This window comes from Cupriavidus sp. SK-3, assembly GCF_000611145.1.
Lineage (GTDB): Bacteria > Pseudomonadota > Gammaproteobacteria > Burkholderiales > Burkholderiaceae > Cupriavidus.
The window spans coordinates 13,053-37,912 of sequence record NZ_JFJV02000222.1; the positions used below are offsets into that span (position 1 = coordinate 13,053).

General features: G+C 66.2%; 19 protein-coding genes and 1 tRNA gene. 11 read left to right on the plus strand and 9 right to left on the minus strand.

Going from position 1 to position 24,860, the window contains the following annotated elements; all coding sequences use genetic code 11:
- Position 1 precedes the first annotated feature (1 nt).
- Positions 2 to 1,357 (minus strand): chromate efflux transporter, encoded by a 1,356-nt coding sequence (chrA, locus tag CF70_RS22465; protein WP_035869915.1) that lies wholly within the window; start codon positions 1,355 to 1,357, stop codon positions 2 to 4.
- 146 nt (positions 1,358 to 1,503) lie between these two features.
- Between chrA and dmeF the strand changes: the two genes are divergently transcribed.
- Entirely contained in the window at positions 1,504 to 2,502 is a 999-nt protein-coding gene (gene dmeF, locus CF70_RS22470; protein ID WP_035869920.1) for a CDF family Co(II)/Ni(II) efflux transporter DmeF, read from the plus strand.
- Between the two features lie 20 nt (positions 2,503 to 2,522).
- On the opposite strand, the gene CF70_RS22475 is transcribed toward dmeF, so the two are convergent.
- On the minus strand, positions 2,523 to 3,410 hold the full coding sequence (locus tag CF70_RS22475) for a response regulator (RefSeq protein WP_035869926.1): 888 nt from the start codon (positions 3,408 to 3,410) through the stop codon (positions 2,523 to 2,525).
- Positions 3,394 to 6,753 carry an ATP-binding protein gene (locus CF70_RS22480; RefSeq protein ID WP_035869929.1) on the minus strand — a complete coding sequence of 1,120 codons (3,360 nt, stop codon included), beginning with the start codon at positions 6,751 to 6,753 and terminating at the stop codon, positions 3,394 to 3,396. Before CF70_RS22480 ends, CF70_RS22475 begins: the two co-directional genes overlap by 17 nt.
- A gap of 305 nt (positions 6,754 to 7,058) precedes the next feature.
- Between CF70_RS22480 and urtA the strand changes: the two genes are divergently transcribed.
- The 7 genes from urtA (at position 7,059) to CF70_RS22515 (ending at position 13,833) form a co-directional block, all read left to right on the plus strand.
- Positions 7,059 to 8,354 carry an urea ABC transporter substrate-binding protein gene (urtA, locus tag CF70_RS22485; RefSeq protein ID WP_035869933.1) on the plus strand — a complete coding sequence of 432 codons (1,296 nt, stop codon included), beginning with the start codon at positions 7,059 to 7,061 and terminating at the stop codon, positions 8,352 to 8,354.
- Positions 8,355 to 8,516: 162 nt separating this feature from the next.
- Entirely contained in the window at positions 8,517 to 9,431 is a 915-nt protein-coding gene (gene urtB, locus CF70_RS22490) for an urea ABC transporter permease subunit UrtB (protein ID WP_035869935.1), read from the plus strand.
- 46 nt (positions 9,432 to 9,477) lie between these two features.
- Positions 9,478 to 10,650 carry an urea ABC transporter permease subunit UrtC gene (urtC, locus tag CF70_RS22495; protein WP_051648791.1) on the plus strand — a complete coding sequence of 391 codons (1,173 nt, stop codon included), beginning with the start codon at positions 9,478 to 9,480 and terminating at the stop codon, positions 10,648 to 10,650.
- 29 nt (positions 10,651 to 10,679) lie between these two features.
- On the plus strand, positions 10,680 to 11,423 hold the full coding sequence (gene urtD, locus CF70_RS22500; protein WP_035869940.1) for an urea ABC transporter ATP-binding protein UrtD: 744 nt from the start codon (positions 10,680 to 10,682) through the stop codon (positions 11,421 to 11,423).
- Positions 11,424 to 11,439: 16 nt separating this feature from the next.
- The gene (urtE, locus tag CF70_RS22505; protein ID WP_035869945.1) at positions 11,440 to 12,129 is read left to right on the plus strand and encodes an urea ABC transporter ATP-binding subunit UrtE; all 690 of its coding nucleotides are present in this window, start codon (positions 11,440 to 11,442) and stop codon (positions 12,127 to 12,129) included.
- A 68-nt stretch (positions 12,130 to 12,197) separates the two neighbouring features.
- Positions 12,198 to 13,427, plus strand: coding sequence for a formamidase (gene fmdA / locus CF70_RS22510; RefSeq protein ID WP_035869950.1), 1,230 nt, complete (start codon positions 12,198 to 12,200; stop codon positions 13,425 to 13,427).
- 67 nt (positions 13,428 to 13,494) lie between these two features.
- A complete protein-coding gene (locus tag CF70_RS22515; protein WP_035869953.1) occupies positions 13,495 to 13,833 on the plus strand; it encodes an FmdB family zinc ribbon protein in 339 nt (112 codons plus the stop codon).
- A gap of 143 nt (positions 13,834 to 13,976) precedes the next feature.
- On the opposite strand, the gene CF70_RS22520 is transcribed toward CF70_RS22515, so the two are convergent.
- The 4 genes from CF70_RS22520 to CF70_RS22535 all read right to left on the minus strand — a co-directional run bounded on the left by CF70_RS22520 (position 13,977) and on the right by CF70_RS22535 (position 16,501).
- Positions 13,977 to 15,101 (minus strand): bifunctional nicotinamide-nucleotide adenylyltransferase/Nudix hydroxylase, encoded by a 1,125-nt coding sequence (locus CF70_RS22520; RefSeq protein ID WP_051648793.1) that lies wholly within the window; start codon positions 15,099 to 15,101, stop codon positions 13,977 to 13,979.
- A gap of 16 nt (positions 15,102 to 15,117) precedes the next feature.
- Positions 15,118 to 15,561, minus strand: coding sequence for a GNAT family N-acetyltransferase (locus CF70_RS22525; protein ID WP_035869955.1), 444 nt, complete (start codon positions 15,559 to 15,561; stop codon positions 15,118 to 15,120).
- Positions 15,562 to 15,913: 352 nt separating this feature from the next.
- Positions 15,914 to 15,988 (minus strand) — tRNA-Cys (locus CF70_RS22530).
- A gap of 93 nt (positions 15,989 to 16,081) precedes the next feature.
- Positions 16,082 to 16,501, minus strand: a complete 420-nt coding sequence (locus CF70_RS22535) for a hotdog fold thioesterase (protein ID WP_063830486.1) — start codon at positions 16,499 to 16,501, stop codon at positions 16,082 to 16,084.
- Positions 16,502 to 16,750: 249 nt separating this feature from the next.
- Between CF70_RS22535 and CF70_RS22540 the strand changes: the two genes are divergently transcribed.
- Both CF70_RS22540 and CF70_RS22545 read left to right on the plus strand, forming a co-directional pair.
- On the plus strand, positions 16,751 to 18,631 hold the full coding sequence (locus tag CF70_RS22540; RefSeq protein WP_235185161.1) for a putative bifunctional diguanylate cyclase/phosphodiesterase: 1,881 nt from the start codon (positions 16,751 to 16,753) through the stop codon (positions 18,629 to 18,631).
- Between the two features lie 8 nt (positions 18,632 to 18,639).
- Positions 18,640 to 20,082, plus strand: coding sequence for an HDOD domain-containing protein (locus tag CF70_RS22545; RefSeq protein ID WP_035869958.1), 1,443 nt, complete (start codon positions 18,640 to 18,642; stop codon positions 20,080 to 20,082).
- Between the two features lie 242 nt (positions 20,083 to 20,324).
- On the opposite strand, the gene glmS is transcribed toward CF70_RS22545, so the two are convergent.
- Both glmS and glmU read right to left on the minus strand, forming a co-directional pair.
- Positions 20,325 to 22,163 carry a glutamine--fructose-6-phosphate transaminase (isomerizing) gene (glmS, locus tag CF70_RS22550; RefSeq protein WP_035869960.1) on the minus strand — a complete coding sequence of 613 codons (1,839 nt, stop codon included), beginning with the start codon at positions 22,161 to 22,163 and terminating at the stop codon, positions 20,325 to 20,327.
- Positions 22,164 to 22,283: 120 nt separating this feature from the next.
- Positions 22,284 to 23,645: a bifunctional UDP-N-acetylglucosamine diphosphorylase/glucosamine-1-phosphate N-acetyltransferase GlmU gene (glmU, locus tag CF70_RS22555; RefSeq protein ID WP_035869964.1), complete on the minus strand. Its 1,362-nt coding sequence runs from the start codon at positions 23,643 to 23,645 to the stop codon at positions 22,284 to 22,286.
- A 179-nt stretch (positions 23,646 to 23,824) separates the two neighbouring features.
- On the opposite strand from glmU, the gene CF70_RS22560 reads away from it, so the two are divergent.
- Positions 23,825 to 24,769: a DUF6279 family lipoprotein gene (locus CF70_RS22560; protein WP_235185162.1), complete on the plus strand. Its 945-nt coding sequence runs from the start codon at positions 23,825 to 23,827 to the stop codon at positions 24,767 to 24,769.
- Positions 24,770 to 24,860 lie beyond the last annotated feature (91 nt).

Below are 24,860 nucleotides of genomic sequence, written 5' to 3' on the forward strand. Positions count from 1 at the left end.
GCTAGCCGCGCAGGAATGCCAGCGCCAGCCCGGCGGCCCCGCAACCGAGGATGACGGGGATCACCCCGGCCTTGAAGCGGAACAGCGCCACCGCCGCGGCCAGCCCGATCAGGGCCGAGGGCCAGTCGAAGCGCCCGTGCAGCCCGGCCGGCCACAGCACGTGATAGGCGAAGAACACCGCCAGGTTGACGATCACGCCCACCACCGCCGCCGTGATGGCGGTCAGCGGCGCGGTGAACTTCAGGTTGCCGTGGGTGCTTTCCACGAACGGGCCGCCCAGCAGGATGAACAGGAAGGACGGCAGGAAGGTGAAGAAGGTCACCACCGTTGCCGCCGCCATGGCCGATGCCACCGCCGCATCGGCGCCGAGCACGGTATGCGTCCAGCCGCCGACAAAGCCGACGAAGGCCACCACCATGATGAGCGGTCCGGGCGTGGTTTCCCCCAGCGCCAGCCCGTCGATCATCTGCGGCGCGGTAAGCCAGTGGTAATGCTCGACCGCGCCCTGGTAGACGTACGGCAGCACCGCATAGGCGCCGCCGAAGGTCATCAGCGCGGCCTTGGTGAAAAACCAGCCCATTTGCGTCAGCGTGCCCTGCCAGCCGTAGCGCCATGCCAGCGCACCGGTCGCCAGGGCCCAGATCGCCAGGAAAACCGCCAGCACCCGCGCGAAGCGCTTCCAGGTGAAAACGGCATGCGCCGGCGTGGGCGTGTGGTCGTCCAGCAACGCGGGCCCGAAGCCGGCCTTGCCCGCGCCATGCCCGCCGCCGCCGGTGAAGCGCGCCGGCGCGAACCGGCCGCCTGCATGGCCGATCACGCCCGCGGCCAGCACAATGGCGGGGAACGGCAACCCGAACGCGAAGATCGCGACGAACGAGGCCGCCGCGATCGCCCACAGCCAGCTGTTCTTCAGCGCCCGCGAGCCGATCCGCCAGGCGGCTGACACCACGATGGCCGTCACCGCCGGCTTGATGCCGTACAGCACGCCCGCCACCGCTGGCACCTCGCCAAAGCGCATGTAGATCCACGACAGCAGCATCAGGATCAGCAGCGACGGCAGCACGAACAACCCGCCGGCGATCACCCCGCCCCAGGTGCGATGCATCAGCCAGCCGATATAGGTCGCCAGTTGCTGCGCTTCCGGGCCGGGCAGCACCATGCAGTAATTGAGCGCGTGCAGGAAGCGGCTCTCGGAGATCCAGCGGCGCCGCTCGACCAGGTCCTCATGCATGATGGCGATCTGCCCGGCGGGCCCGCCAAAGCTGATAAAGCCCAGCTTGAGCCAGTACCAGAAGGCCTGAGGCAAGGTAATGGCGGCCGGGGCGACGGCGTCTGGCGTGGTGCTCGTGGCTTGCATGAGTGCGGTTCTTGGGATGGTTCGCCAGCGGCAGGTCGGGCGCCTAAGATAGCAGAGACTTGTGTCAGCAACCCACACCGCCGTCAGGGATGAAGCGGCTTAGCAACACCGGGGCTGATACCCTTGCGCCACCCCCAAGGAAAGCCATGCATAGCAACGACCTGTCCCGCTGGACCCACAGCCACGTATTCGACACCGGCAACCGCGCCGCCGAGCGCGGCACCCGCCTGGTGATGCTGATCACCGCCGTCACCATGGTCGCCGAAATCGCCGCCGGCCTGTGGTTCAACTCGATGGCCTTGCTGGCCGACGGCTGGCACATGAGCTCGCACGCGCTGGCGATCGGCCTCACCGCCTTCGCCTACGCCGCGGCGCGCCGCTATGCCGCGGACAAGCGCTTTGCCTTCGGCGCGTGGAAGATTGAAGTGCTGGCCGGCTTTGCCAGCGCGATCTTCCTGCTCGGCGTGGCCGCGCTGATGGTGTTCGGCTCGGTCGAGCGGCTGTTCAGCCCGCAGGCCATCCACTACCGCGAAGCCATGGCGGTGACCATCGTCGGATTGCTGGTCAACCTCGGCTGCGCGCTGATCCTCGGCGGCGCCCATCATGATCACGGCCACGGCCATGACCACACCCATGACCACGCCCATGACCACGGGCACGATCACGGCCACCATCACGACCTCAACCTGCGCTCCGCCTACCTCCACGTGCTGGCCGACGCCGCCACCTCGGTGCTGGCGGTGCTGGCGCTGGCCGGCGGCTGGTGGCTCGGCCTGGGCTGGCTCGACCCGGTGATGGGGCTGGTGGGCGCCGCGCTGGTCGGCCACTGGGCACTGGGCCTGCTCAGGCAGACCGGCACGGTGCTGCTCGACCGCGAGATGGATCACCCGGTGGTGGAGGAAGTGCGCGAGGTGCTGGCCGGCTTCGACCAGGGCCCCGAAGGCACGCGCGTGACGGACCTGCACGTATGGCGCGTCGGCAAGCAGAAATTCGCCGTCATCGCCAGCCTGGTCACGCACGACGCCGCGCTGACACCCGCGCGCGTCAGGCAGGCACTGTCGGTCCACGAGGAACTGGTGCACGTGACGGTGGAGATCCACCGCTGCGATCATGACGGCGCCACCGCGGCGCACCGGCGCGCATGACCCACTGACGCACTGACGCACTACGCCAGCCCGCGCTGCGCGGCCGCCACGGCCGCCGTGCGGGTTTCCACCCCGAGCTTCTCGTAGATGTGTTCGAGATGCTTGTTGACGGTGCGCGGGCTCATGCCGAGGATCTCGGCCACGTCGCGGTTGGTCTTGCCGCGCGCCACCCAGACCATCACCTCGGCCTCGCGCGGCGTCAGTTCCGACGGCGGCGCGCTCGTGGCCGCGTGCACCGGGTGCGCGGCGAGTTCCACCACCATCACGCCCGCCGTCGCGCCTGTCAGCCGGCGCAGCGACAACCCGCCCGGCAGCAAGCCCGGCGTGGCCACGTCCTCCTGCAGCGCCCGCAGCGCTGCCACCAGCGGCGCCGGCAACGGCGCGCCCGGCAGGCAGGCCACCCAGCCCTGCGCCTGCATCAAGGCCGCGGCGCTGGTGTTCATCCACATCAGCTGGCCAGCGGTATCGGCGGCCAGCATCGCCACCGCGCTGCCCAGCACGGCCGCGCGCGCGCTGCGCGCCAGGCGCGCCTTGGCGGCATGCGAGCGCACCCGCGCCACCACCTCGGCAATCGCCACCGGCTTGGTCACGTAGTCGCACGCGCCCACCTCGAATCCGCGCACGATATGCCCGGTCTCGCCCAGCCCTGTCATGAAGATCACCGGCAGGTCGGCATGACGGTCCATCAGCGCCGCGCAGGTGGCAAAGCCGTCCATGCCCGGCATGTCCACGTCGAGCAGCACCGCGTCGGGCTCGAAGAGCGCCAGCGCATCGAGCGCGGCGTCGCCGCTGTGCGCGGCATGCACCGCCATGGCCTCGCCGCCCAGGGCGCGCGTGAGGAAGCCGCGCGCGTCGGCATTGTCGTCCACCACCAGTACGCGGGTCTGCAGGTCAGGAGCGGGATTCATGAAGCGCCTCGCCAAGAGAGTGAGTCAGTGCAGCGCCATCGCTGCGCGCCAGTGCAAGCATGCGCACCGCCCATGCGGCGGCAGCGTCCGCGCCTTCGGCCAGCTCGGAAAGCTGCGCCTCCAGCGCGCGCTGCCGCCCGGTGGCGCCGAGCAGCAGCAGCTCGCGCAGCAGCTCGGCCGAAGGCAGCGCGTGTACGGCGGCGGCCTTGCTCTCGTGCCGCACCGCGCTCGCCAGCGCGCGCCGGACCACCTCGATCAGTTCCGCCTCGCGCACCGGCTTGCTGACGAAAGCAAAATAGCCGTGCGTGGCACGCGCTTCCTCGGTGTTCTCGTGCGCATTGGCGGAGACGATCACGACCAGCGGTGGACGTTCCCGCGCGCGCAGCAGGCGGCACAGGTCCCAGCCGGACGCGTCTGGCAGGTTGAGGTCCAGCAGCACCAGTTGCGGCCGCAAGCGCTGCACCGCCGGCAGTACCGCCGCGCCCTCGCCCACCTCATCCACCGCCAGCCCCAGCGGCGCCAGGAAGCCGAGCAGCACCGCGCGATGCGCGGCGCGGTCGTCCACCACCAGCACCCGCGCATCGGCCGGCAGGCGGGTGCGCTGCGCGGGCGCCCGGCGCGCCACCGGCGCCGTCACGGCGGGCAGGTACAGCCGTGCCGTGAACTCGCTGCCGGCACCGGACGCGCTGCGCACGCGAATCTCGCCGCCCATCAGGTCGGCCAGCAGCCGCACGATGGCCAGCCCCAGGCCGATGCCGTCGCGGTCGTCGTGGCCGCAGGCCCGCTCGAACGGGTCGAAGATGCGCTCGTGGTCGGCCGCGTCGATGCCCGGACCGGTATCGCTCACCACGATGGTGGCCATCTCGCGCTGGTGGCGCACGGCGAGCGTCACCGTGCCCTGCTCCGTGAACTTGATGGCGTTGCTGACCAGATTGATGACGATCTGGCGCAGCCGCTTGGGATCGCCGTGCACGTACGCGGGCAGCACGCCTTCCACGCGGTAATGGAAGGCCAGCCCGCGCGCCGCGGCAAGCGGGCGGAACATGCGCACCAGTTCATCGAACAGGCCTTCCAGCGCCACGGCTTCCTGCGCCAGGCGCAGCTTGCCGGCCTCGATGCGCGACAGTTCCAGCAGGCCATCGACCAGACTGGAGAGATGCTCGCCGGCACGCCCGATGGTGCGTACGTCTTCGCGCAATGCCGGCGGCAGCGGCCCCGCGCGCAACAGCAGTTGCGAATAGCCGAGGATCGAATTCAGCCCCGCGCGCATCTCGTGGCTCATGCCGGTGATGAAGCGGCTCTTGGCCACGTTGGCCTTCTCCGCGACTTCCTTCGCGCCCTGCAGCAAGGCATCGGTATGGCGGTGCGCGTCGATTTCCTTTTGCAGCAGCATGTTCTGCCGCTCCGATTCTTCCTGCGCCACGCCCCGGCTTTCGTTGGCCAGCACCAGCCACCACGCCGCCACCGCCGCGAACAGCAGCAACCCTGCAAAGATCTTGAGGAACAGCCCGGCGCGCGGCAACGAGGCCGCCGCCAGCGCGCCCGACAATTGCTCCTGCGTGTACAGCAGCCACAGGAAGGTGCCGAACACGAACACCATGCCCGCCAGCACCAGGCAGAACTGGCCGATGCGGCGCGCCATCACCGGCGGCGTGCCGGCCGGCAGCACGCGCGTGAGCGCGGTGACAATCTGCTCCTGCGCGCTGGCGCCGGGCTTGCAGCGGTCGCCGCAGCGCGCGTCCAGCGTGCAGCACAGCGAGCAGATCGGGCCGCGATACGCGGGGCAGGCTGCTACGTCTTCCACTTCGAAGGGATTGCGGCAGATGGTGCAGCGGACCACCTTGTGCCGCGGGCCGAAGTCCACCGGCGAGCGCGCGATGAAATAACGGCTATGGGTAGCGAAGGCGATCACCGGCGGGATAACGATGGCCAGCACCAGCCCCACCCCGATCGAAGCCGGCCGCAACGTCTCGCCGAACGCGCCCAGGTGCACCAGCATCGATCCCGCCGACGCCAGCATCATCGCGCCGAAGCCGGCAGGGTTGATATCGAACAGGTACGCGCGGCGGAATTCGATGGTGCGCGGCGACAGCCCGAGCGGCTTGCTGATGACCAGGTCGCCGACAATGGCGCCGACCCACGCCACGGCCAGGTGCGCGTAGAGCGCCAGCACCTGCTCCAGCGCCTCGAACACGCCCATGGCCATCAGCATCACCGCGATCAGCACATTGAAGGCCAGCCACACCACCCGGCCCGGATGGCTGTGCGTGAGCCGTGCGAACACGTTCGACCATGCCAGCGAGCCGGCGTAGGCGTTGGTGATGTTGATCTTGGTTTGCGAGAGCAACACGAAGAGGCCGGTCAGCACCACCGCCGCCCAGCCCGGCCACGCGCCCCCGAGCGCGCGCGAGAAGCCCGCCAGGTACATCTGGGTGGGCTCCAGCGCGTGTGCGATCGGCACCTCGGCCTGCAGCGCGATGAAGGCGAGAAGCGCGCCGCCCGCCATCTTGGCCGCGCCCAGCACGATCCATCCGGGCCCGGCGGCGATCAGCGCGCTCCACCAGCGCCAGCGGTTGCGCGGCGTGAGTTCCGGCATGAAGCGCAGGAAATCCACCTGCTCGCCGATCTGCGCGATCAGCGCGGACGTGACCGTGGCCGCGGCGCCGAAGGCGTGCCACGAGAAGCCGTCGCCTTCCGCCAGCCGCCCGTTGAAGGAAAGGAAATCAGTGTAGAGCCCGGGCTCGCGCCACCAGATCACCGCATACGGCAGCGCCAGCAGCAACAGCCACAGCGGCTGCGTCCACAGCTGGATGCGCGAGATCAGCGTCACCCCGTGCGTGACCAGCGGGATCACCACGATGGCCGACAGCAGGTAGCCCAATGATCGCGGCAGCCCGAGCAACAGTTCGAAGGCCTGCGCCATGATGGCCGCTTCCAGCGCGAAGAAGATAAACGTGAAGCTGGCGTAGATCAGCGAGGTGATGGTCGACCCGAGGTAGCCGAAGCCGGCGCCGCGCGCCAGCAGGTCCATGTCCACGCCGTGACGGGCCGCGTAGTAGGAGATCGGCAGCCCGGTCAGGAAGATCGCCAGGCTGACCACGCCGATAGCCCACATGGCGTTGGTAAAGCCATAGCTCAGCGTGATGGCCGCGCCGATGGCTTCCAGCGCCAGGAAGGCCACCGCACCAAAAGCGGTATTGGCCACGCGAAAGGCGCTCCATTTGCGGAACGTCCTTGGTGCAAAACGCAGCGCGTAGTCCTCCAGCGTCTCGTCGGCCACCCAGCGGTTGTAGTCGCGCCGGATCTTGCTGATGCGCTGTACGGGCTGGCTGGCGGCTGGCATGGGGGTCGGGACTCCGGAAGACGCTCGCGTGGGTCGTGCCGGGCAGACGCAAGAGCCGTGCCGTGCACCACGATGCATCGCGGCGCCCGGCGCAAGCCCCCGCGGCGCGGCGCGCGAATCGTAGCGCAGCCGGGCTGCGCATGCGCCTACGTTGAATGACGTATGGAAGGCGCGGTTGCACTGCACCATGATCCGGCCACAGGGTGATTCATTGCCTATCCGGCCATCGTATGCGGTCAACGTATTCGGTCAACGTGCGTGGCCAATGCCGTCCTACCTCACCACGCCTCCAAGGAGCGTCAATCATGCGTGACAAAGAAACGAACGGTTCCCCTCCCTCCCAAGATGCCGATGCCGTCTCGCCGCAGCGGCGCCGCATGATGCAGGGCCTCGCCGCGCTGCCCGCCCTGTCTCTTGCCGGCATGGCCGGCCTGAGCGGCCAGGCGCGCGCCGCGGTGCCTACCTCGGTCGCGAACACCACCAGGCTGGCCGTCACCGACACCGAAGTCACCGTGGGCCAGCTGCACTCCGCCACCGGCACCATGGCAATCTCCGAGACCGGCTCGATCCAGGCCGAACAACTGGCCATCGACCAGATCAACGCGGCGGGCGGCATCCTCGGGCGCAAGATCAAGGTCATCAAGGAAGACGGCGCCTCCGACTGGCCCACCTTCGCCGAGAAGTCCAAGAAGCTGCTGGTCAACGACCGCGTGGCGGCCGTGTTCGGCTGCTGGACCTCCGCCTCACGCAAGGCGGTTCTGCCGATCTTCGAGAAAGAGAATGGCCTGCTCTACTACCCGACCTTCTATGAAGGGCTGGAGCAGTCGAAGAACGTCATCTACACCGGCCAGGAAGCCACGCAGCAGATCATCTGGGGCCTGGACTGGGCGGCCAGGCAGAAAGGCGCCAAGAGTTTCTTCCTGATCGGCTCGGACTACATCTGGCCACGCACCTCCAACAAGATCGCGCGCAAGCATATCGAGAACTTCCAGAAGCTCAAGGTGGTGGGCGAGGAGTACTACCCGCTTGGCCACACCAACTTCAACTCGCTGATCAACAAGATCAAGATCGCCAAGCCGGACTGCATCTACGCCATCGTGGTGGGCGGCTCCAACGTGGCCTTCTACAAGCAGCTCAAGGCTGCTGGCATTACGGCGGACAAGCAATTCCTGCTGACCATCTCGGTGACCGAGGACGAAGTGCTCGGCATCGGCGGCGAGAACATCGCCGGTTTCTACGCCGCCATGAAGTACTTCCAGTCGCTCGACAATCCCAACAACAAGTCTTTCGTGGATGCCTTCAAGACCAAGTACGGCGGCAAGTCGGTGATCGGCGACGTCACGCAGGCTGCCTATCTCGGCCCCTGGCTGTGGAAGGCCGCGGTGGAAAAAGCGGGCAGCTTCGATATCGACAAGGTGGTGGCCTCCTCCCCCGGCATCGAGCTGAAGACCGCGCCGGAGGGCTATGTGAAGGTCGACCCCAACCACCACCTGTGGAGCAAGACGCGCGTGGGCCTGGCTCAGCTCGACGGGCAGTTCAAGGTGGTTGCCGAATCGCCTTCGCTGATTCCGCCCAATCCGTTCCCGAAGGGCTACCAGTAAGCGGGTTGACTGACCTCCGGTTTGCCCCCCTCTCCCCCAACCCTCTGCTCCTGAGGGGAGAGGGAGCAAGCACCGTCGGGCATCGCAGCGGCACTGGCGCTCTCGCCAGCTTCGACCTGCGTTGCCGGCACCCTTTCTTCTCCCCCGATGGCGGAGCGCGACATGAATCTATCCGACATGCTGAATATCGGCCTGATGCAGGGCTTTGCCGGCCTGAGCCTGTTCTCGGTACTGCTGCTGATGGCGCTGGGCCTGGCCATCATCTTCGGCCAGATGGGCGTGATCAACATGGCGCATGGCGAGTTCATGACCATCGGCGCCTACACCATCTTCCTGGCGTCCACGCTGACCGAGCGCCTCGCGCCGTCGTGGATGCCCGTCTACTTTCCGCTGGCCATCGGCGCCGCTTTCGCGCTGGCGTTCTGTGCCGGCTGGCTGGCCGAGTGGGCACTGATCCGCCATCTCTATCGCCGCCCGCTAGACACATTGCTCGCCACCTGGGGACTGTCGCTGGGCATGCAGCAAGCCTTCCGCTCCACCTTCGGCCCGAAGGAGGTCAGCCCCGCGCTGCCCGAATGGCTGATGGGCTCGTGGGCGCCGGCGCCGGGGCTGGATATCCCCATCAACGGCATGTTCGTGATGGCGCTGACACTATTCGTCACGGGCATGGTGTGGCTGGCGCTGTATCGCTCGCGCTGGGGGCTGCGGGTACGCGCCACCACCCTCAACCGCGCCATGGCCAACGCGGCCGGCATCAATACGCGGCGAACCGACCGGCTCACCTTCGCGATCGGCTGCGGCATCGCCGGCGTGGCGGGGGCGGCCTTCACCACCATCGGCTCCACCGGCCCCACCAGCGGCTCGCTCTACATCGTCGACTCCTTCCTGGTGGTCACCTTCGGCGGCGCGGCCAGCCTGCTCGGCACGGTGGCATCGGCATTCGGCATTGCCCAGGCGCAATCGATCAGCGAGTTCTTCCTCACCGGGTCGATGGCACGCGTGCTGACGCTGCTGCTGATCGTGACGATCCTGATGATCCGTCCGCAAGGCCTGTTCGCACCGGCAGTGCGGCGCTGAAGACGCCGCTGCGCCGCCACTCACCAAACCTGCACAGGAGCTTGTGATGTCGCCCTCCTCTTCCACCGCCCGCCTGTTGCGCGGCGAATTCGCCGGCTACCTTGTGCTGGCCGTGGCGCTCCTTGTCGTCATGCCGCTGGCGCTCGACGTGTTCCGGCTCAACCTGATCGGCAAGTACCTGAGCTACGCCTTCGTCGCCATAGGCCTGGTCATGCTGTGGGGCTACGGCGGCGTGCTGAGCCTTGGCCAGGGCGTGTTCTTCGGCCTGGGCGGCTACGCCATGGCGATGTTCCTCAAGCTCGAAGCGTCCGACGCGAAGAGCACCGCGATCCAGTCCACGCCCGGCATCCCCGACTTCATGGACTGGAACCAGCTCACCGCGCTGCCGTGGTGGTGGGAGCCGTTCCGCCACCTGCCATTTGCGCTGGCCGGCGTGATCGCGATTCCGGTGGCACTGGCCTTTATCGTCAGCTTCGCCATGTTCCGCCGGCGCGTGGGCGGGGTGTACTTCGCCATCATCACGCAGGCGGTGGCGCTGATCCTCTCGGTGCTGATCATCGGCCAGCAGGGCTATACCGGCGGCGTCAACGGCATCACCGACCTCAAGACCATGCTGGGCTGGGACATCCGCAGCGACAGCGCCAAGGTGATCCTGTACTTCGCCAACGTGGCGCTGCTGTTCGGCGCCATCGCCGTGTGCCGCGGGATCCAGCGCAGCAAACTCGGCGTGCTGTTGCTGGCGATGCGCGACAAGGAAGACCGCGTGCGCTTCTCCGGCTACGACGTGGCCATGTTCAAGGTCTTCGTGTTCTGCCTGGCCGCCGCGCTGTCGGCGGTGGGCGGTGCGCTGTTCACGCTGCAGGTGGGCTTTATGTCGCCGTCCTTCGTCGGCATCGTGCCCTCCATCGAAATGGTGATCTTTGCCGCCGTGGGCGGGCGCATGAGCCTGGTGGGCGCGGTGTGGGGCACGCTGCTGGTCAATTTCGGCAAGACGTATTTCTCCGAGAGCTTTCCCGACCTGTGGCTGTTCCTGATGGCGGCGCTGTTCATCGGCGTGGTGGTGGCCTTTCCCGACGGGCTGGCCGGCCTATACAGCAAGTACATGTCGCGCCGCCGGACCGTCGGCAGCCCGTCCGATCCCTCCGACCCGGCTGCAGAGGCGACTTCGTCCGCAGTACCGGCGCCGCCCACCGAGGGGATTCCCGGCCGTACCGCCTGAAGCCATCCGTCCAAAGCGAGGAAGACGCCATGAGCAATACCGATTTCATGCTGGCGGTGGAAGACCTGACCGTTTCCTTTGACGGCTTCCGGGCCATCGACAAGCTCACGCTGTATGTAGATCGCGACGAGCTGCGCGTGATCATCGGCCCCAACGGCGCCGGCAAGACCACGCTTCTCGACCTCGTGTGCGGCAAGACCCGCGCCACCGGCGGCAGCATCAAGTTCCGCAACCGCGAGATGACCGGCCTGCCCGAATACCAGATCGTGCGCGCCGGGGTGGGCCGCAAGTTCCAGACTCCTTCGATCTACGAGAACCTCAGCGTGTTCCAGAACCTCGCCGTTTCGTTCCCGCGCGGCCGTGGCGTGCTGGGCGCGCTCACGTTCCGCACCACGCCCGAGGTGCGCCAACGCGTGGCCAGCGTGGCCGCCGAGATCGGCCTGGCCGATGCGCTGGAGCGCGAGGCCGCGCAACTCTCGCACGGGCAGAAGCAATGGCTGGAGATCGGCATGCTGCTGATGCAGGAGCCACAACTGCTGATGCTCGACGAGCCCATCGCCGGCATGAGCGTGCGCGAGCGCGAGCAGACCGCGGAACTGCTCAAGCGCATCAGCCGCGGCCGCGCGGTGATCGTGATCGAGCACGACATGGATTTCGTCAAGCGCATCGCCGACAAGGTCACGGTGATGCACCAGGGCAAGATCCTCGCCGAGGGCTCGATGGAGCAGGTGCAGAACGATCCGCGCGTGATCGACGTTTATCTTGGCCACTGAGCCCAGGGAGACCAGCATGCTCACAGTCGACAACGTGGTCGTGAACTACGGACAAAGCGAAGCGCTGCACGGCGTGTCGTTCGCCGCCGCGCAAGGCGAGACGGTAGCCATCATGGGCCGCAACGGCATGGGAAAGACCACGCTGTTCAAGGCCATGATCGGCATGTTGCCGGTGCGCTCCGGACAGGTCTGCGTGGACGGGCGAGACGTCGCGCAGGACGAAAGCTACAGGCGCGTGCGCGCGGGCCTGGCCTATGTGCCGCAGGGCCGCATGATCTTCTCCCACCTCACGGTGGAAGAGAACATCCTGACCGGCATGGAGCGAGGCAAGAGCCGCCGCATCCCCGAGGAGATCTTCGCCATGTTCCCGGTGCTGTTCGAGATGCGCCGGCGCAAGGGCGGCAACCTCTCCGGGGGGCAGCAGCAGCAACTGGCGATAGCGCGCGCGCTGGTGGCCAATCCCAAGGTGCTGCTGCTGGACGAACCCACCGAGGGCATCCAGCCATCGATCATCAAGGACATCGCACGCGCGCTCAACGAGATCCGCCGCACGCGCGATATCACCATCGTCTTCTCCGAGCAGGTGCTCAGCTTCGCGCTCGATGTGGCGGACCGCCTGCTGGTGATCGAAGGCGGCCGCTTCGTGCACGAGACCCAGCGCAACGGCACCGACGTCGAGCGCATCCGGCAACTGCTTTCGGTCTAGCCGGCAGCGCCGCTTTTCCGATTTCTTCCACGATTTATTCACGCCCAACACCCACCAGGAGGCATGTCATGACGGACACCCTGATCAAGGTCGATCTGGCCGAATCCCCGTACGAGAATCCCAACGTCCACAACCGCTGGCACCCGGACATCCCGATGGCCGCATGGGTCAGGCCGGGCGACGACTTCATCCTGGAAACCTACGACTGGACCGGCGGCTTCATCAAGAACAACGACTCCGCTGACGACGTGCGTGACATCGACCTGTCCATCGTTCACTTCCTGAGCGGCCCCGTCGGCGTGGAAGGCGCCGAGCCCGGCGACCTGCTGGTGGTGGACCTGCTCGACATCGGTGCCAAGGCGGAGAGCCAGTGGGGCTTCAATGGTTTCTTCTCCAAGCAAAACGGCGGCGGCTTCCTGACCGACCACTTCCCGCTCGCGCAGAAATCCATCTGGGATTTCCACGGTCTCTACACGTCGTCGCGCCATATACCCGGCGTCAACTTCGCCGGCCTGATCCACCCTGGGCTGATCGGCTGCATGCCGGACAAATCGCTGCTGGAGACCTGGAACAAGCGCGAGATCGACTTCATCGCCACCGACCCCGATCGCGTGCCGGCGCTGGCCAACCCGCCCTTCGCCGCCACGGCGCACATGGGCCGCCTGCAGGGCGATGCGCGCGACCAGGCCGCGGCGCACGGCGCGCGAACCGTGCCGCCGCGCGAACATGGCGGCAACTGCGACATCAAGGACCTCTCGCGCGGCGCCAAGGTGTATTTCCCCGTCTATGTCGACGGCGCTGGCCTGTCGGTGGGCGACCTGCACTTCTCGCAAGGCGATGGCGAAATCACCTTCTGCGGCGCCATCGAAATGGCCGGCTGGGTGCATATGCGCGTGTCCCTGATCAAGGGCGGCATGGCCAAGTACGGCATCAGGAATCCCATCTTCAAGCCCAGCCCGATCACGCCGAACTACAACGACTACCTGATCTTCGAAGGCATCTCGGTGGACGAGGCCGGCCAGCAGCATTACCTGGATGTGCATGTGGCGTACCGCCAGGCCTGCCTGAACGCCATCGAGTACATGACCAGGTTCGGCTACTCGCGGGCGCAGGCGTACTCGATCCTGGGCACGGCGCCGGTGCAGGGGCATATCAGCGGCGTGGTCGATGTTCCCAATGCCTGCGCCACGCTGTGGCTGCCGACTCAGATCTTCGATTTCGATATCCGGCCGAGCGCGCAAGGGCCCGTGAAGCACATCACGGGCGATGTGGACCTGCCGATTTCGCCGGACGTTTGACGGCCCTGCCGGGCGCGCCCTCGCACCACGGCGCGCCCGGGAACATTCGAGACACGGAGACTGCCAGATGCCAACCTACGATTACCGCTGCCCGGGCTGCGGCGATTTCGCCGCCATGCGTCCCATCGCGCGACGCGACGAACCATGCGCCTGCCCTGCCTGCGGCGGCTTCGCCGACCGCGCCCTGGTTGCCGCGCCATCGCTGGCCAGCATGCCGGCGGCATCGCGCCGGGCGCATGCCATCAACGAGCGCAGCGCCGCCGCGCCGCGCGAATCGGCGCGCGGCGGGCATGGGCCGGGTTGTGGTTGCTGCGGGAGCAAGGTGACGCTGGCCGGGGCGCCCGGCGCGGCGGCGAATGCGCCGAAAGGAAATCCGGCCGGGAGGCCCTGGATGATCAGCCACTAGGCACGCTTTGCCCTGTTGCTGGCCGATCGCGGCCATGTGATGGAGGCAGGCCGCGTGGTGGCGAACGGTCCCGCCGACGTGCTGGCGCAGGCTTGCCTCGGCGGCCGCCAGGCCATCCGGCGGGCGTCCCGGCACAAGGCGAATCAGCCTGCTGGCTGCGCCTCGCCGTCGAACAGATGCAGGAAACGATCGAGGATCAGCAAGTGGTCCTCGAACATCTGCTCCTCCAGCGCCAGCAGTTCGTGCTGCGGCACCCAGCGCACCGCGGCCGCGTCGTCGGCCGCAGCCACCGCGGGCAGCGCATCGAGCGGCAGGTCGAAGAAGAAGGCGTGGGTCAGCGTGCGTCCGCGCAGGCTGCGCTCGGGATGATCGAACAGCGCCTGGGCGCGGCACGATTGCTGCAACGCCTCCTTGGGCAAGCCGAAGCGCGTTTCCTCGTCGAGTTCGCGCAGGACTGCATCCGCCACGCGTTCATGCTGATCGAGAAAGCCGCCGGGCAGCGCCCATGCGCCACGGCCCGGCTGTCCGCCACGGCGGATCAGCAGCACCTGGCCACAGCAGCGCACCACGGCATCCACGGTCACGAACACCGGCGGATAGGGCGCGGCCGCCCACCGCTTCCTGTGGTCCTGCAGGAAGCGATATTCCGCCAGCAGCGTCGCGAAGGCCCCGCCCGCGGCAAACTCGCGCAGGAAGGCGGCAACCGGCGGCGGCAGTACATGCACCAGTTCACCCAGTTCGCCCTGCTGCTCGAACCACTGCTGGCGCACGTCGGCCGCATTGAGCTGCCCGAAGCCTGGCTGCGGCACCGGGTCCCAGCCGGGAAAGTCATTCAGATAAGCCGAAGACGCGCCCTTGAAATGCCCGAACAGGCCGACGCGCGGGGCATCTTGCGCAGCCGCCGCCAATGCCGGCTGGACATCCGGCACGGCGTCCACTGCGGCGCGCACCGCAGCCGCCCAGCGCACGCTCTCGCCATAGTCCCGCACCGCCACGAAGCGCAGATCGGCAACACGCGCGGCATCCCATCCGGCCACCGCGCCCTCGATCATCTGGCGGCGCTCGCCGGCGGTGAACGGATTTTTCACGGTACGGGCTCCGCCCGCCGAACCCAGCACCACGATCACCGTGCGGGCCTGTGCCAGCGCCTGGCGCAGCATGGCGAAATGGCCATTGTGGAAGGGCTCGAAACGGCCGATATAGACCAGGTATCCGAAAGGCTCCGGGCTTGTCTGCTTTGTCTGGTTTGTCTGGCTCGGCTGGTTCATCGGTACGTCATGCAGGTCATTTCAGCTCGCAACACATGCACAGCGGCAACGTCCCCTCCTGGCGCCGGAACTCGCGCGAGGCGCGCACTTCGGGCGCCAGGCGATCCGCAGAGATCAGAGAGAACCCGTAGCGCGAAAAGTAGCTTGGGCAAGTGGCGCTCAGCAGCACGGCGCGCGTACAGCCGTTGGCGCGCGCGCGCATCAGCACGGCGGAAACCATATGGGAGGCGATGCCACGATCGCGGTATGGCGGCAGCACAGCGACCGAACGCACGACAATGGTTTCCCCATAGCCTTCGGCGGCGGCGCAACCGACGATCGCGCCGTCGAGCAGGGCAATATGGAACAACGCCAGCGAGGGATCGAGATCGTCGCTGGCGAGGCCACAGGTTTCAAGGACTTCCGCGATTGCCGGCCAATCGTCCGGTTGTGCGACGCGGAGACGCAGATCTCTTGTCATTGCATTTGTCTCCCCGCCACGCACGATGGCGGAGGTTGTCATGGATGGACTGCGTGGACTTCACACTACATGATTCGGGCGACATGTTCCAGCCGGGAAAACGGTATAACTCGTATCTGATTCGCCGCATGCGGCGCTCGTTTGTGTGCGTTATGTCGGGCGAGACAGCAGGAGCGGAACTGAACCGGCGTGCGGAGGTTGTGCTTCTGCGCGGGCGGTATGGATGCCTGAAGGGACTTCCGCGGGTTTTGGAAATGCTTCCGGCGAGTTCGACCCGACCGTCGGCAATTGCCTTCCGGTGGAACCGGATATCACCGGAAAAAACAAAAGCCCTGAAAAATCAGGGCCTTGCTGGAGGCGGGGGAACGGAATCGAACCGCCGTGTACGGCTTTGCAGACCGTAGCATAACCACTCTGCCACCCCGCCGCTGCCGGGATGCCTCGATTGGCATCCGCTACAGTGCGGGGCGCAGTGTAGCCGGAAATAAAAAACTCTGCACGGCACCCGGCCGGCCGGCTTTCAGCGCGAAAGAATCGACATGGTGATTCGCGAGACGCACACCGTCTTGCCTTCGTCGTTGCGAATGTCGATGGCCCACACATGGGTGGTGCGGCCGATATGGACCGGGGTGGCTGTGCCGGTCACATAGCCGGTTCGCACCGCGCGCACATGGTTCGCATTGATATCGAGCCCTACGCAGTATTGCGTTGCGCTATCCAGGCACAGGCTGGCGGCGCAACTGCCCAGCGTCTCGGCCAGCAGCACCGAAGCCCCGCCATGCAGGATGCCGTGCGGCTGCACGGTGCGGCGGTCCACCGGCATGCGCGCACTGAGCGACGCCTCGCCGATCTCGGTGAACTCGATACCCAGTTGCTCGACGGCGGTGTCCTTGTGACGGGCCTGGAGGTCTTTCAGGGATGGGGTCGATTTCCACAGCATGCACGGTCTCCGATGTTGTTTGTCCCGCATTCTAAGGCACCAGTCCCTGGGGGTTCACGTGGCCCGTCTTGCCCGGAAAACACGGGCCCGGCGTTGCCGTGGCCGGCGCGGCGCCGGCCACGGCAACGCGATCTCCAATTCCCCGGCGCATTTGAGACAATGCGCCGTCGCGGTTAAGCGTTAAACTGACATGCGCCGTATGGTCGACATGCACTTAAAATCACTTTAAAGGCAGGGACGGCCGCGCACGTGACAAAGACCAATGCCCGGCATGGCGGCACCAAGCTCGCGCCGGCGGCGTTTAATTATCGGGATTCTCAATCCAGCCTGGATTTCAACAAGAGCTCCATGACGTCGTTTACGTATGATGCTGTGCTAGCGGACGAGCCTCCTGGATGGCCAGCATCCGACCGGAGCACGCCCTCGTCGGCCGATGTATCGGCGCGCGACGCCTGGGCGCTGCTCGAAGCCTCAGGCGGACTTGCCCTGCAAATCGATGTCGCGGGCAACATCATGCTGGCAACGGAAGCATCGGCTCAGTTGCTGGCCTTTCCCCGGGAATACCTGCTCAAGTCCTCGATACTGGATGTGGTCTCGTTCGAACAACGCGAACAGCTCGCCGAGCTGCTCCTGGCCTGCGAACAAGAGGGTCCCTGGCAGCGCGGCCGGATCCGGTTCTCCGGCGGGGTGGGCGAAAGCCGATGGCTGGACCTCCGGGTCTGCCAGTACGCAAATGAAGACGGCAGCGTTTGTCTGTTGTTGTTTGGCTACGACGTTACCCACTGGGTTGACAATGAACAGCGGCTTATCGAGGCATCCTTTCGCGACCCATTGACCGGCGTGGGCAACCGCGCATTCCTGCGCGAGCGCATTTCCGCTTACTTTGCCGAAGACGGAACGGGAAAGACGCCGTTTGCGGTCGCCTTGATGGACCTCGATGGGTTCAAGAAGGTGAATGACTCGCTGGGCCATGAATTCGGCGATGCCTTGCTAAAGCAAGTCAGCGTGCGGCTGCTGGACGCCGTTCGTCCCAAGGATGTGGTCGCGAGGCTGGGCGGCGACGAATTTGTGCTGCTATTGGACGGGATCGCATCGGAAGCGGCGGCCATTGGCCAGGTCGAAAGAGTGATCCATGCCTGCAGGCAGCCCTTTCATCTCGCAGGCTGCCAGATCCGTGTCACCACCAGCCTCGGACTGACCTTCGGCACGCACGCCCATCAGTCCGAGTCGCAACTGCTCAAGCGCGCTGACCTCGCCATGTATGACGCAAAGGCGCAGGGCAAGAACCGCTATTGCGTCTACACGCCGGAGCTTGAGCATCGCCTGGATGAACAGTTCCGGATAGAACAGGGCATGTTCGAGGCCGTCCAGAACGGCGAGTTCCTTCTCCACTATCAGCCCATCGTGTGGCCCGGTTCAGGCGAGGTCTGCGCAGTCGAGGCGCTGATGCGATGGGAGCACCCGACGGGGCCAGTCCTCCCGAGCGTGTTTATCCCGGTTGCGGAGCATAACGGCCTCATCAACCACCTTGGGGCATGGGCCCTTCGCTGCGCCTGCGCGCAGCTGGCAAGCTGGGATGCGCTGGGCCTGCATGTGGGATATATATCCGTCAACGTCTCGCCTGTTCAGTTCAGGCACCCGGGATTCGCGGATAGCGTCAGAAGGGCGATCAAGGACGCCGGCATCAGTTCGCACCGGCTGGTCCTGGAGATCACGGAAGGCGCACTGATGACCGACCCCGAAGCGGCCCAGGACTTGCTGATGGAGCTGCGCGCCCTGGGAGTCCGGTTCGCGGTGGACGACTTCGGGACGGGCTATTCCAGCTTGTCTTACCTTCGCCGCTTCCCGCTCTCGGCCTTGAAGATCGACAGGAGCTTCGTCGCGGACATGATGGACTCGCCGCACGCCAGGACCATTGTGTTTGCCGTGTTGTCCCTGGCGCGGGAACTCGGGCTGGTCGCCATCGCGGAAGGCGTGGAATCAAAGGAGCAAAGCCAGTTGCTGGCCGAACAAGGGTGTGAACTGGTGCAGGGGTGGCGCTACGCGAAGGCAATGACCCCGGTCCAGTTCGTGAAACAAACGCAAAGCGGAAAGCTGCGCCTTGGCAGCTCGCAAGTATTCTCTAAGTAGACGCCGCTATGCAAAACAAGCAGTTCTTCGATGCGCTATGGAACCGGATGGCCCAGCAAGGGGATTTCCCCACACTACAGTTCTGCATCGACAACGTATTCAAGACGCTGAGCAGCGACATCAGCGTCGGCGAGATGGCCGCTGCCGTGCTCTCCGACTTCAGCCTGTCGCAAAAGGTCATTCGCCTGGCCAACTCCGCCATGTACCGCTCTTTCGGGGGCGAGGTCACGACGGTGTCGCGCGCCATCCTGGTCCTGGGCGTCGATGCGATCAGCCATCTCACGCTGGGAGTCCAGTTGCTGGACTATTTCTCCGGCGTGGCAATCAACCGCCCCCAGGCCTCCCACGAGCTAAAGCAGGCCCTGATCGCAGGCGAGCTCACGCGCTCGCTCAGCAACGCGCAAGGCATCGGACAGGCCGAGGAGGCCGTCGTTTGCACGCTGATGCACCACATGAGCCGCCTTCTCCTCATCTTCTACTTTCCTGAAGAGTGGGAACAGATCCGGGCCTTGTGCGAGGGAGATGCCATGCAGGAAAGCGAAGCCTGCCAGCGAGTCCTTGACGTGACCCTGGAGGATATCGCGCAGGCGGCGGCCATTAAATGGCGCCTGCCCGCCGTGATCGCGAACTCGATGCTGCGCAAGCGCTTCGATGCGGATTCCGTACTGGAATCCCATGCCGACTGGCTGAGCGCCATCGCCGACGTTTCCGCCCGGGCCGCCGCAATGCTCGCCAGCGATGCGCCCGAGGCAGCCGTCCAGGCCTTGCTCCTGACTCACGCGGAGGCGCTGGGCCTGCAAACCGCCGCGGTCGAAGGCGCGGTGAAGCAGGCACTGGCATTGAACGTGTCCATGGCACATGCGGAGTCCCCGGATACAGACCATGCGGGCGATGCGAACCCTCCCCGGAACGCAGGCAAGCCCAAGGATGCGCTCAAGCGGCTCCAGCAGAGTCTCCTTGAGGTACAGCGCGAGGGCAGCGGACTGCCGGTATCCGAACTGGCTCCGCTGGTGCTCGAATCGGCCATGCGGGCGCTGAATTTCTCGCACTGTTTTCTCATGCTGCTCAATCCGATGGCGAAACGCTTTGGGGCGCGCGTCGGATTTGGCGAAGGCATGCGCGAGAAGATGGAGGCGCTATCGTTTGAAGAGGGATTTGTCCCCGATATCTTTCACTTCGCGGCCATCGCGCACAAGCCGCTGCTCTTCGAAGACTCCTTCGACAAGGAACTGGCACACCGCGTGCCGCGCTGGTATCGCGAGCAGATGCCCGATGCCAGGTCCATCCTGGTGGCGCCCGTGATGATCAGGAACCGCTGTGTCGCGATGATCTGCGGAGACTGGGGCACGACGGTTTGCGTGGGCGGACTGTCCGACGGTGAAATGGAATCGTTCGATCTTCTGACGCGGGAAATCTCGTCGAGCTTTCTCCGCTCTGCCGAGCACCGGTAGACCTGGGGGGCAAGGGGATGCGCGCGGGCAAGCAAGCGAGCGAGCGCGCGTCGCCGCGACGTTGGCGGATACCAAAGCAGGCAACTCACCGATAGCGGGCGGCGGCTGCCGGGGCCATGCTGGACGCAGTATCTGAACATGGCTGGCAAGGCGCGCCACATCGGGCGCGCGCCCTTGCGTTGCCGCCAACATGGAAGCGCACTTGCAAATGCCGGCGATGCCACCGGCCCGGCTTGCCTCCCTTACTCCACCGTGACCGACTTGGCCAGGTTGCGCGGCTTGTCCACGTCGGTGCCGCGGGCGCAGGCCGTGTGGTAGGCCAGCAGTTGCAGCGGCACCACATGCAGGATCGGCGAGAGGTCGCCGTAGTGCTCGGGCAGGCGGATCACCTGGATGCCATCGGTGGACTGGATGTGGGTGTCGCTGTCGGCGAACACATACAACCGGCCGCCACGGGCGCGCACTTCCTGGATGTTGGACTTGAGCTTTTCCAGCAGCGCGTCGTTGGGCGCCACCGTGACCACGGGCATGGCCTCGGTCACCAGCGCCAGCGGGCCGTGCTTGAGTTCGCCGGCGGGATAAGCCTCGGCGTGGATGTAGGAGATTTCCTTGAGCTTGAGCGCGCCTTCGAGGGCAATCGGGTAATGCAGGCCACGGCCCAGGAACAGCGCGTTCTCGCGGCGCGCGAAGTCTTCGGACCAGGAGATGATCTGCGGCTCCAGCGCCAGCACGCCGTGCAGCGCCACAGGCAGGTGGCGCAGGTTGGCCAGCGCGGCGGCCTCGGCCTCGGCCGTGAGCTTGCCGCGCACCTTGGCCAGCGCCAGCGTCAGCATGTACAGCGCGGCGAGCTGGGTGGTGAAGGCCTTGGTCGAGGCCACGCCGATCTCGGTGCCGGCGCGGGTGAGGAAGCGCAGCTCGGTCTCGCGCACCATGGCGCTGGTGGCGACGTTGCACACCGCCAGCGTGTGGGTGTGGCCCAGCGACTTGGCATGGCGCAGCGCGGCCATGGTGTCGGCGGTTTCGCCGGATTGCGAGATCACCACGACCAGCGCACGCGGGTTCGGCACGGTCTCGCGGTAGCGGTACTCGCTCGCCACCTCGACCTGGGTCGGGATCCTGGCGACGGATTCGAGCCAGTACTTGGCGGTGCAGCCCGAGTAGTAGCTGGTACCGCAGGCCAGGATCAGCACGTTGTCGATCTCGCTGAACACGCTTTGCGCGTTTGCGCCGAAGAGTTCCGGCGTGATGGCTTCGATGCCTTCCAGCGTGTCGCCAAGCGCGCGCGGCTGCTCGAAGATCTCCTTTTGCATGAAATGGCGGTACGGGCCCAGTTCCACGGCAGCGGCGTGGGTTTCGACCACGCGCACTTCCCGCTCGACCAGGTGGTCGCGCACGTCGTGGATCGTGGCGCCCTCGCGGGTGATCTCCACCACGTCGCCTTCTTCCAGATAGATGATGCGGTTGGCGGTGCCCGCCACGGCCAGCGCGTCGGAAGCCAGGAACGACTCGTTGTCGCCCAGCGCCACCACCAGCGGCGAGCCGGCGCGGGCGCCGACCACGCGCTCAGGGTGATCCTTGGAGAACACGGCGATGGCGTAAGCGCCGTGCAGGCGCTTGGTCACCGCGCGCACTGAGGCGAACAGGTCGCCGCGTGTGGCGCTGCTCGGATATGTGTAGACCTGGTGGATCAGGTGGGCGACGACCTCGGTATCGGTCTGCGACTCGAAACCATAGCCGGCGGCGCGCAGCTCTTCGCGCAGCGGCTCGTAGTTCTCAATGATGCCGTTGTGCACCAGTGCGATGGTTTCGCCCGAGAAGTGCGGGTGGGCATTGGTGGTGTCGGGCTTGCCGTGCGTGGCCCAGCGCGTGTGCGCCACGCCGGTCAGGCCAGACAGGCCGGACGCGCGGGTCTGCTCGTCCAGGTCGGCCACGCGCGACACCGTGCGGGCGCGTTCGAGCGCGCCATCGCGCACCACGGCCACGCCGCAAGAGTCATAGCCGCGGTACTCGAGGCGACGCAGGCCTTCGATCAGGACCGGAACGATATTGCGCGAGGAAACCGCGCCGACGATGCCGCACATATTCTTCTCCCACGGGGTGCGGACATGGCCGCACCGGATGATTGCTGCGAGGACGGCGGCGCCGTCGCCCGAGGATTGCCCGTGCCGCCCGCCCTTATCCGGGCAGGTCGGCGGCAGGACTCATTTTTTTGCTTGCTTGACCGGCCGCTGCCAGGCATCGATGGTCATTTGCTTGGCGCGCGACAGCGTCAGCTTGTCGGCCGCCGCTTCCTTGGTCAGCGTGGTGCCGGCGCCAATGGTGGCTCCGCGCCGCACGGTCACCGGGGCGACCAGTTGCGTGTCGGAGCCGATAAAGACATCGTCCTCGATCACGGTGCGGAACTTGTTGGCCCCATCATAGTTACAGGTGATGGTGCCGGCGCCAATATTGACGCGCGAGCCAACTGTGGCGTCGCCCACATAGGCAAGGTGATTGGCCTTGCTGTGCGCCGCGATCTGGCTGTTCTTGACCTCGACGAAGTTGCCGATATGCACGTCCTCGGCCAGCACCGTGCCGGGGCGCAGACGCGCATACGGGCCGATGCGGCCTTCCGCGCCGACGCTGGCGTCCTCGAAATGACAGAACGGTTGCACCCGTGCGCCGGCACCCACGGTGCTGTTGCGAATCACGCAGTTGGCGCCGATATGCGCGCCGTCTTCGAGGTGCACGCGCCCTTCGAACACGCAATTGACATCGATCGTGACATCGCGCCCGCAGGTGAGTTCGCCGCGGATATCGATCCGCGCCGGGTCCAGCAGCGTCACGCCGGCTTCCAGCAGGCGCTGCGCCAGGTTGCGCTGGTGGATACGCTCGAGCTCGGCGAGTTGCACCTTGCTGTTGACGCCAAGTGTTTCCCACAGCGCGGCGGGCTGTGCCGAGACCACTTCGACGCCGTCCGCGACCGCGCGCTCGACGGTATCGGTAAGGTAATACTCGCCCTGGGCGTTGTCATTGCGCAACGTGGACAGCCAGCGGCGCAGGTGGCCAGTGGGCGCCAGGATGATGCCGGTATTGATCTCACGGATGGCGCGCTGTTGCTCGCTGGCATCCTTTTGCTCGACGATGCGCACAATGCGGCCGTCTTCGCGCACGATTCGGCCGTAGCCGGCGGGATCATCCATCTCTACGGTCAGGATGCCGAAGCGCCCGTTGCCGGCCTCGGCCACCAGGCGCTGCAGCGTGGACGGCTCGGTCAGCGGCACGTCGCCATAAAGCACCAGCGTGGGCTGGCTGTCATCGAGCAGCGGCAGCGCCTGCGCCACGGCGTGACCGGTTCCCAGCTGCTCGGCCTGCAGGGCGAAGGCGACGTCTTCCGCGCCAACGGCTTCGCGCACGCGATCGGCGCCGTGTCCCACCACCACCACAAGCCGCGTCGGCAACAATTTACGCGCCGTATCAATCACATGCGCGAGCAATGGCCGGCCAGCGAGAGGATGCAGTACCTTGGGCAACGCGGAGTTCATACGTTTGCCCATGCCTGCAGCGAGAATGACGATATTCACAAGGAGGGTCCTAAGTGAGTGTGTCCAAAAACCCGTTTGAAGCGCTCCCCCGCGATGGCCGGGGACGCGTAGCGTCGGCCAGGGTCCTGGCCCCAGCCCCGGTGCGCGGGGTAACGCCTGCGGCGACCCGGAATGGCGGGTGCGAACAGGCACCCAAACGCGCGGAAAAGGATTCTATCATGGGCGTTTTACGCCGTTTGACGACGTTTCCCCACCTGCGCGGGGACCGGATCCGGCGCCTCTTCCTGGCCACGGCCGTGGTCACCCTGACGGCCTGCAGCGCCATGAAACTGGGCTACCAGCAGGGCGACCGGCTGGCCTACTGGTGGATCGACAACTACGTCGACGTTACCGCCAGCCAGGAACCGCTGACACGCGATGCCATCGCCCGCTTCTTTGCCTGGCACCGCAAGGACCAGTTGCCCGAGATCGCCGGATTGCTGCGGCAGGCCAAAAGCGAAGTGCAGCAACCGGTATCCGCCGCGGCAGTGGGCAAGATGCAGGACGACGCCCAGCGGCTGGCGCGCGTAGCGTTCGACCGCTCCACCCCCGACGTGGCCGACCTGTTGCTGACGCTGACCCCGGACCAGATTGCCCGCATGGAGAAGAAATTCGCCGATGCCAACGCCAAGTACCGCAAGGAATACCTGCGCCCGGACCCTGCGGCGCGCGAAGAGGCCCGCTTCGACAAGATAATGGACTACGCGCGGCTGGTCTACGGGCGCTTTTCAATTGACCAGGAAGCCACCATCCGGCGCGCCATGGCTCCCGTGGTGCAAGGCGCCGAGGCGCGCTACGCCGAACGCCTCAAGCGCCAGCAGGAATGGCTGGCGCTGATGCGGCAGGTGCAGGCCGAGCATCCGCCCAAGGCCCAGGTGGTCGAGATGCTCAAGCGCTATGGCGATCACTGGCAGAACCCGCCGACCAGGGAGCGCAATGCGCGTCATGACGCCAATAACGAGGCTGGCCTGGCGCTGACTGTCACTATTGCCAACCTGACAACGCCGGAGCAGAAGGCACATGCTGTGGAGCGGTTTCAGAAATGGATTGATGATGCCAATGCGTTGATGCGTGATGGGGGCAATACTGTGGCTGCGCCTCGGCCGGCTCGGGCGGAGAATTGATTTTTTTGGGGTGGCCTTTTTGTCTAACTCGTTAACTGCTTAACTTCAACTTCAAAGGCTTAAAGTCAAAAGCAGTTTCACCTCCCCTGCG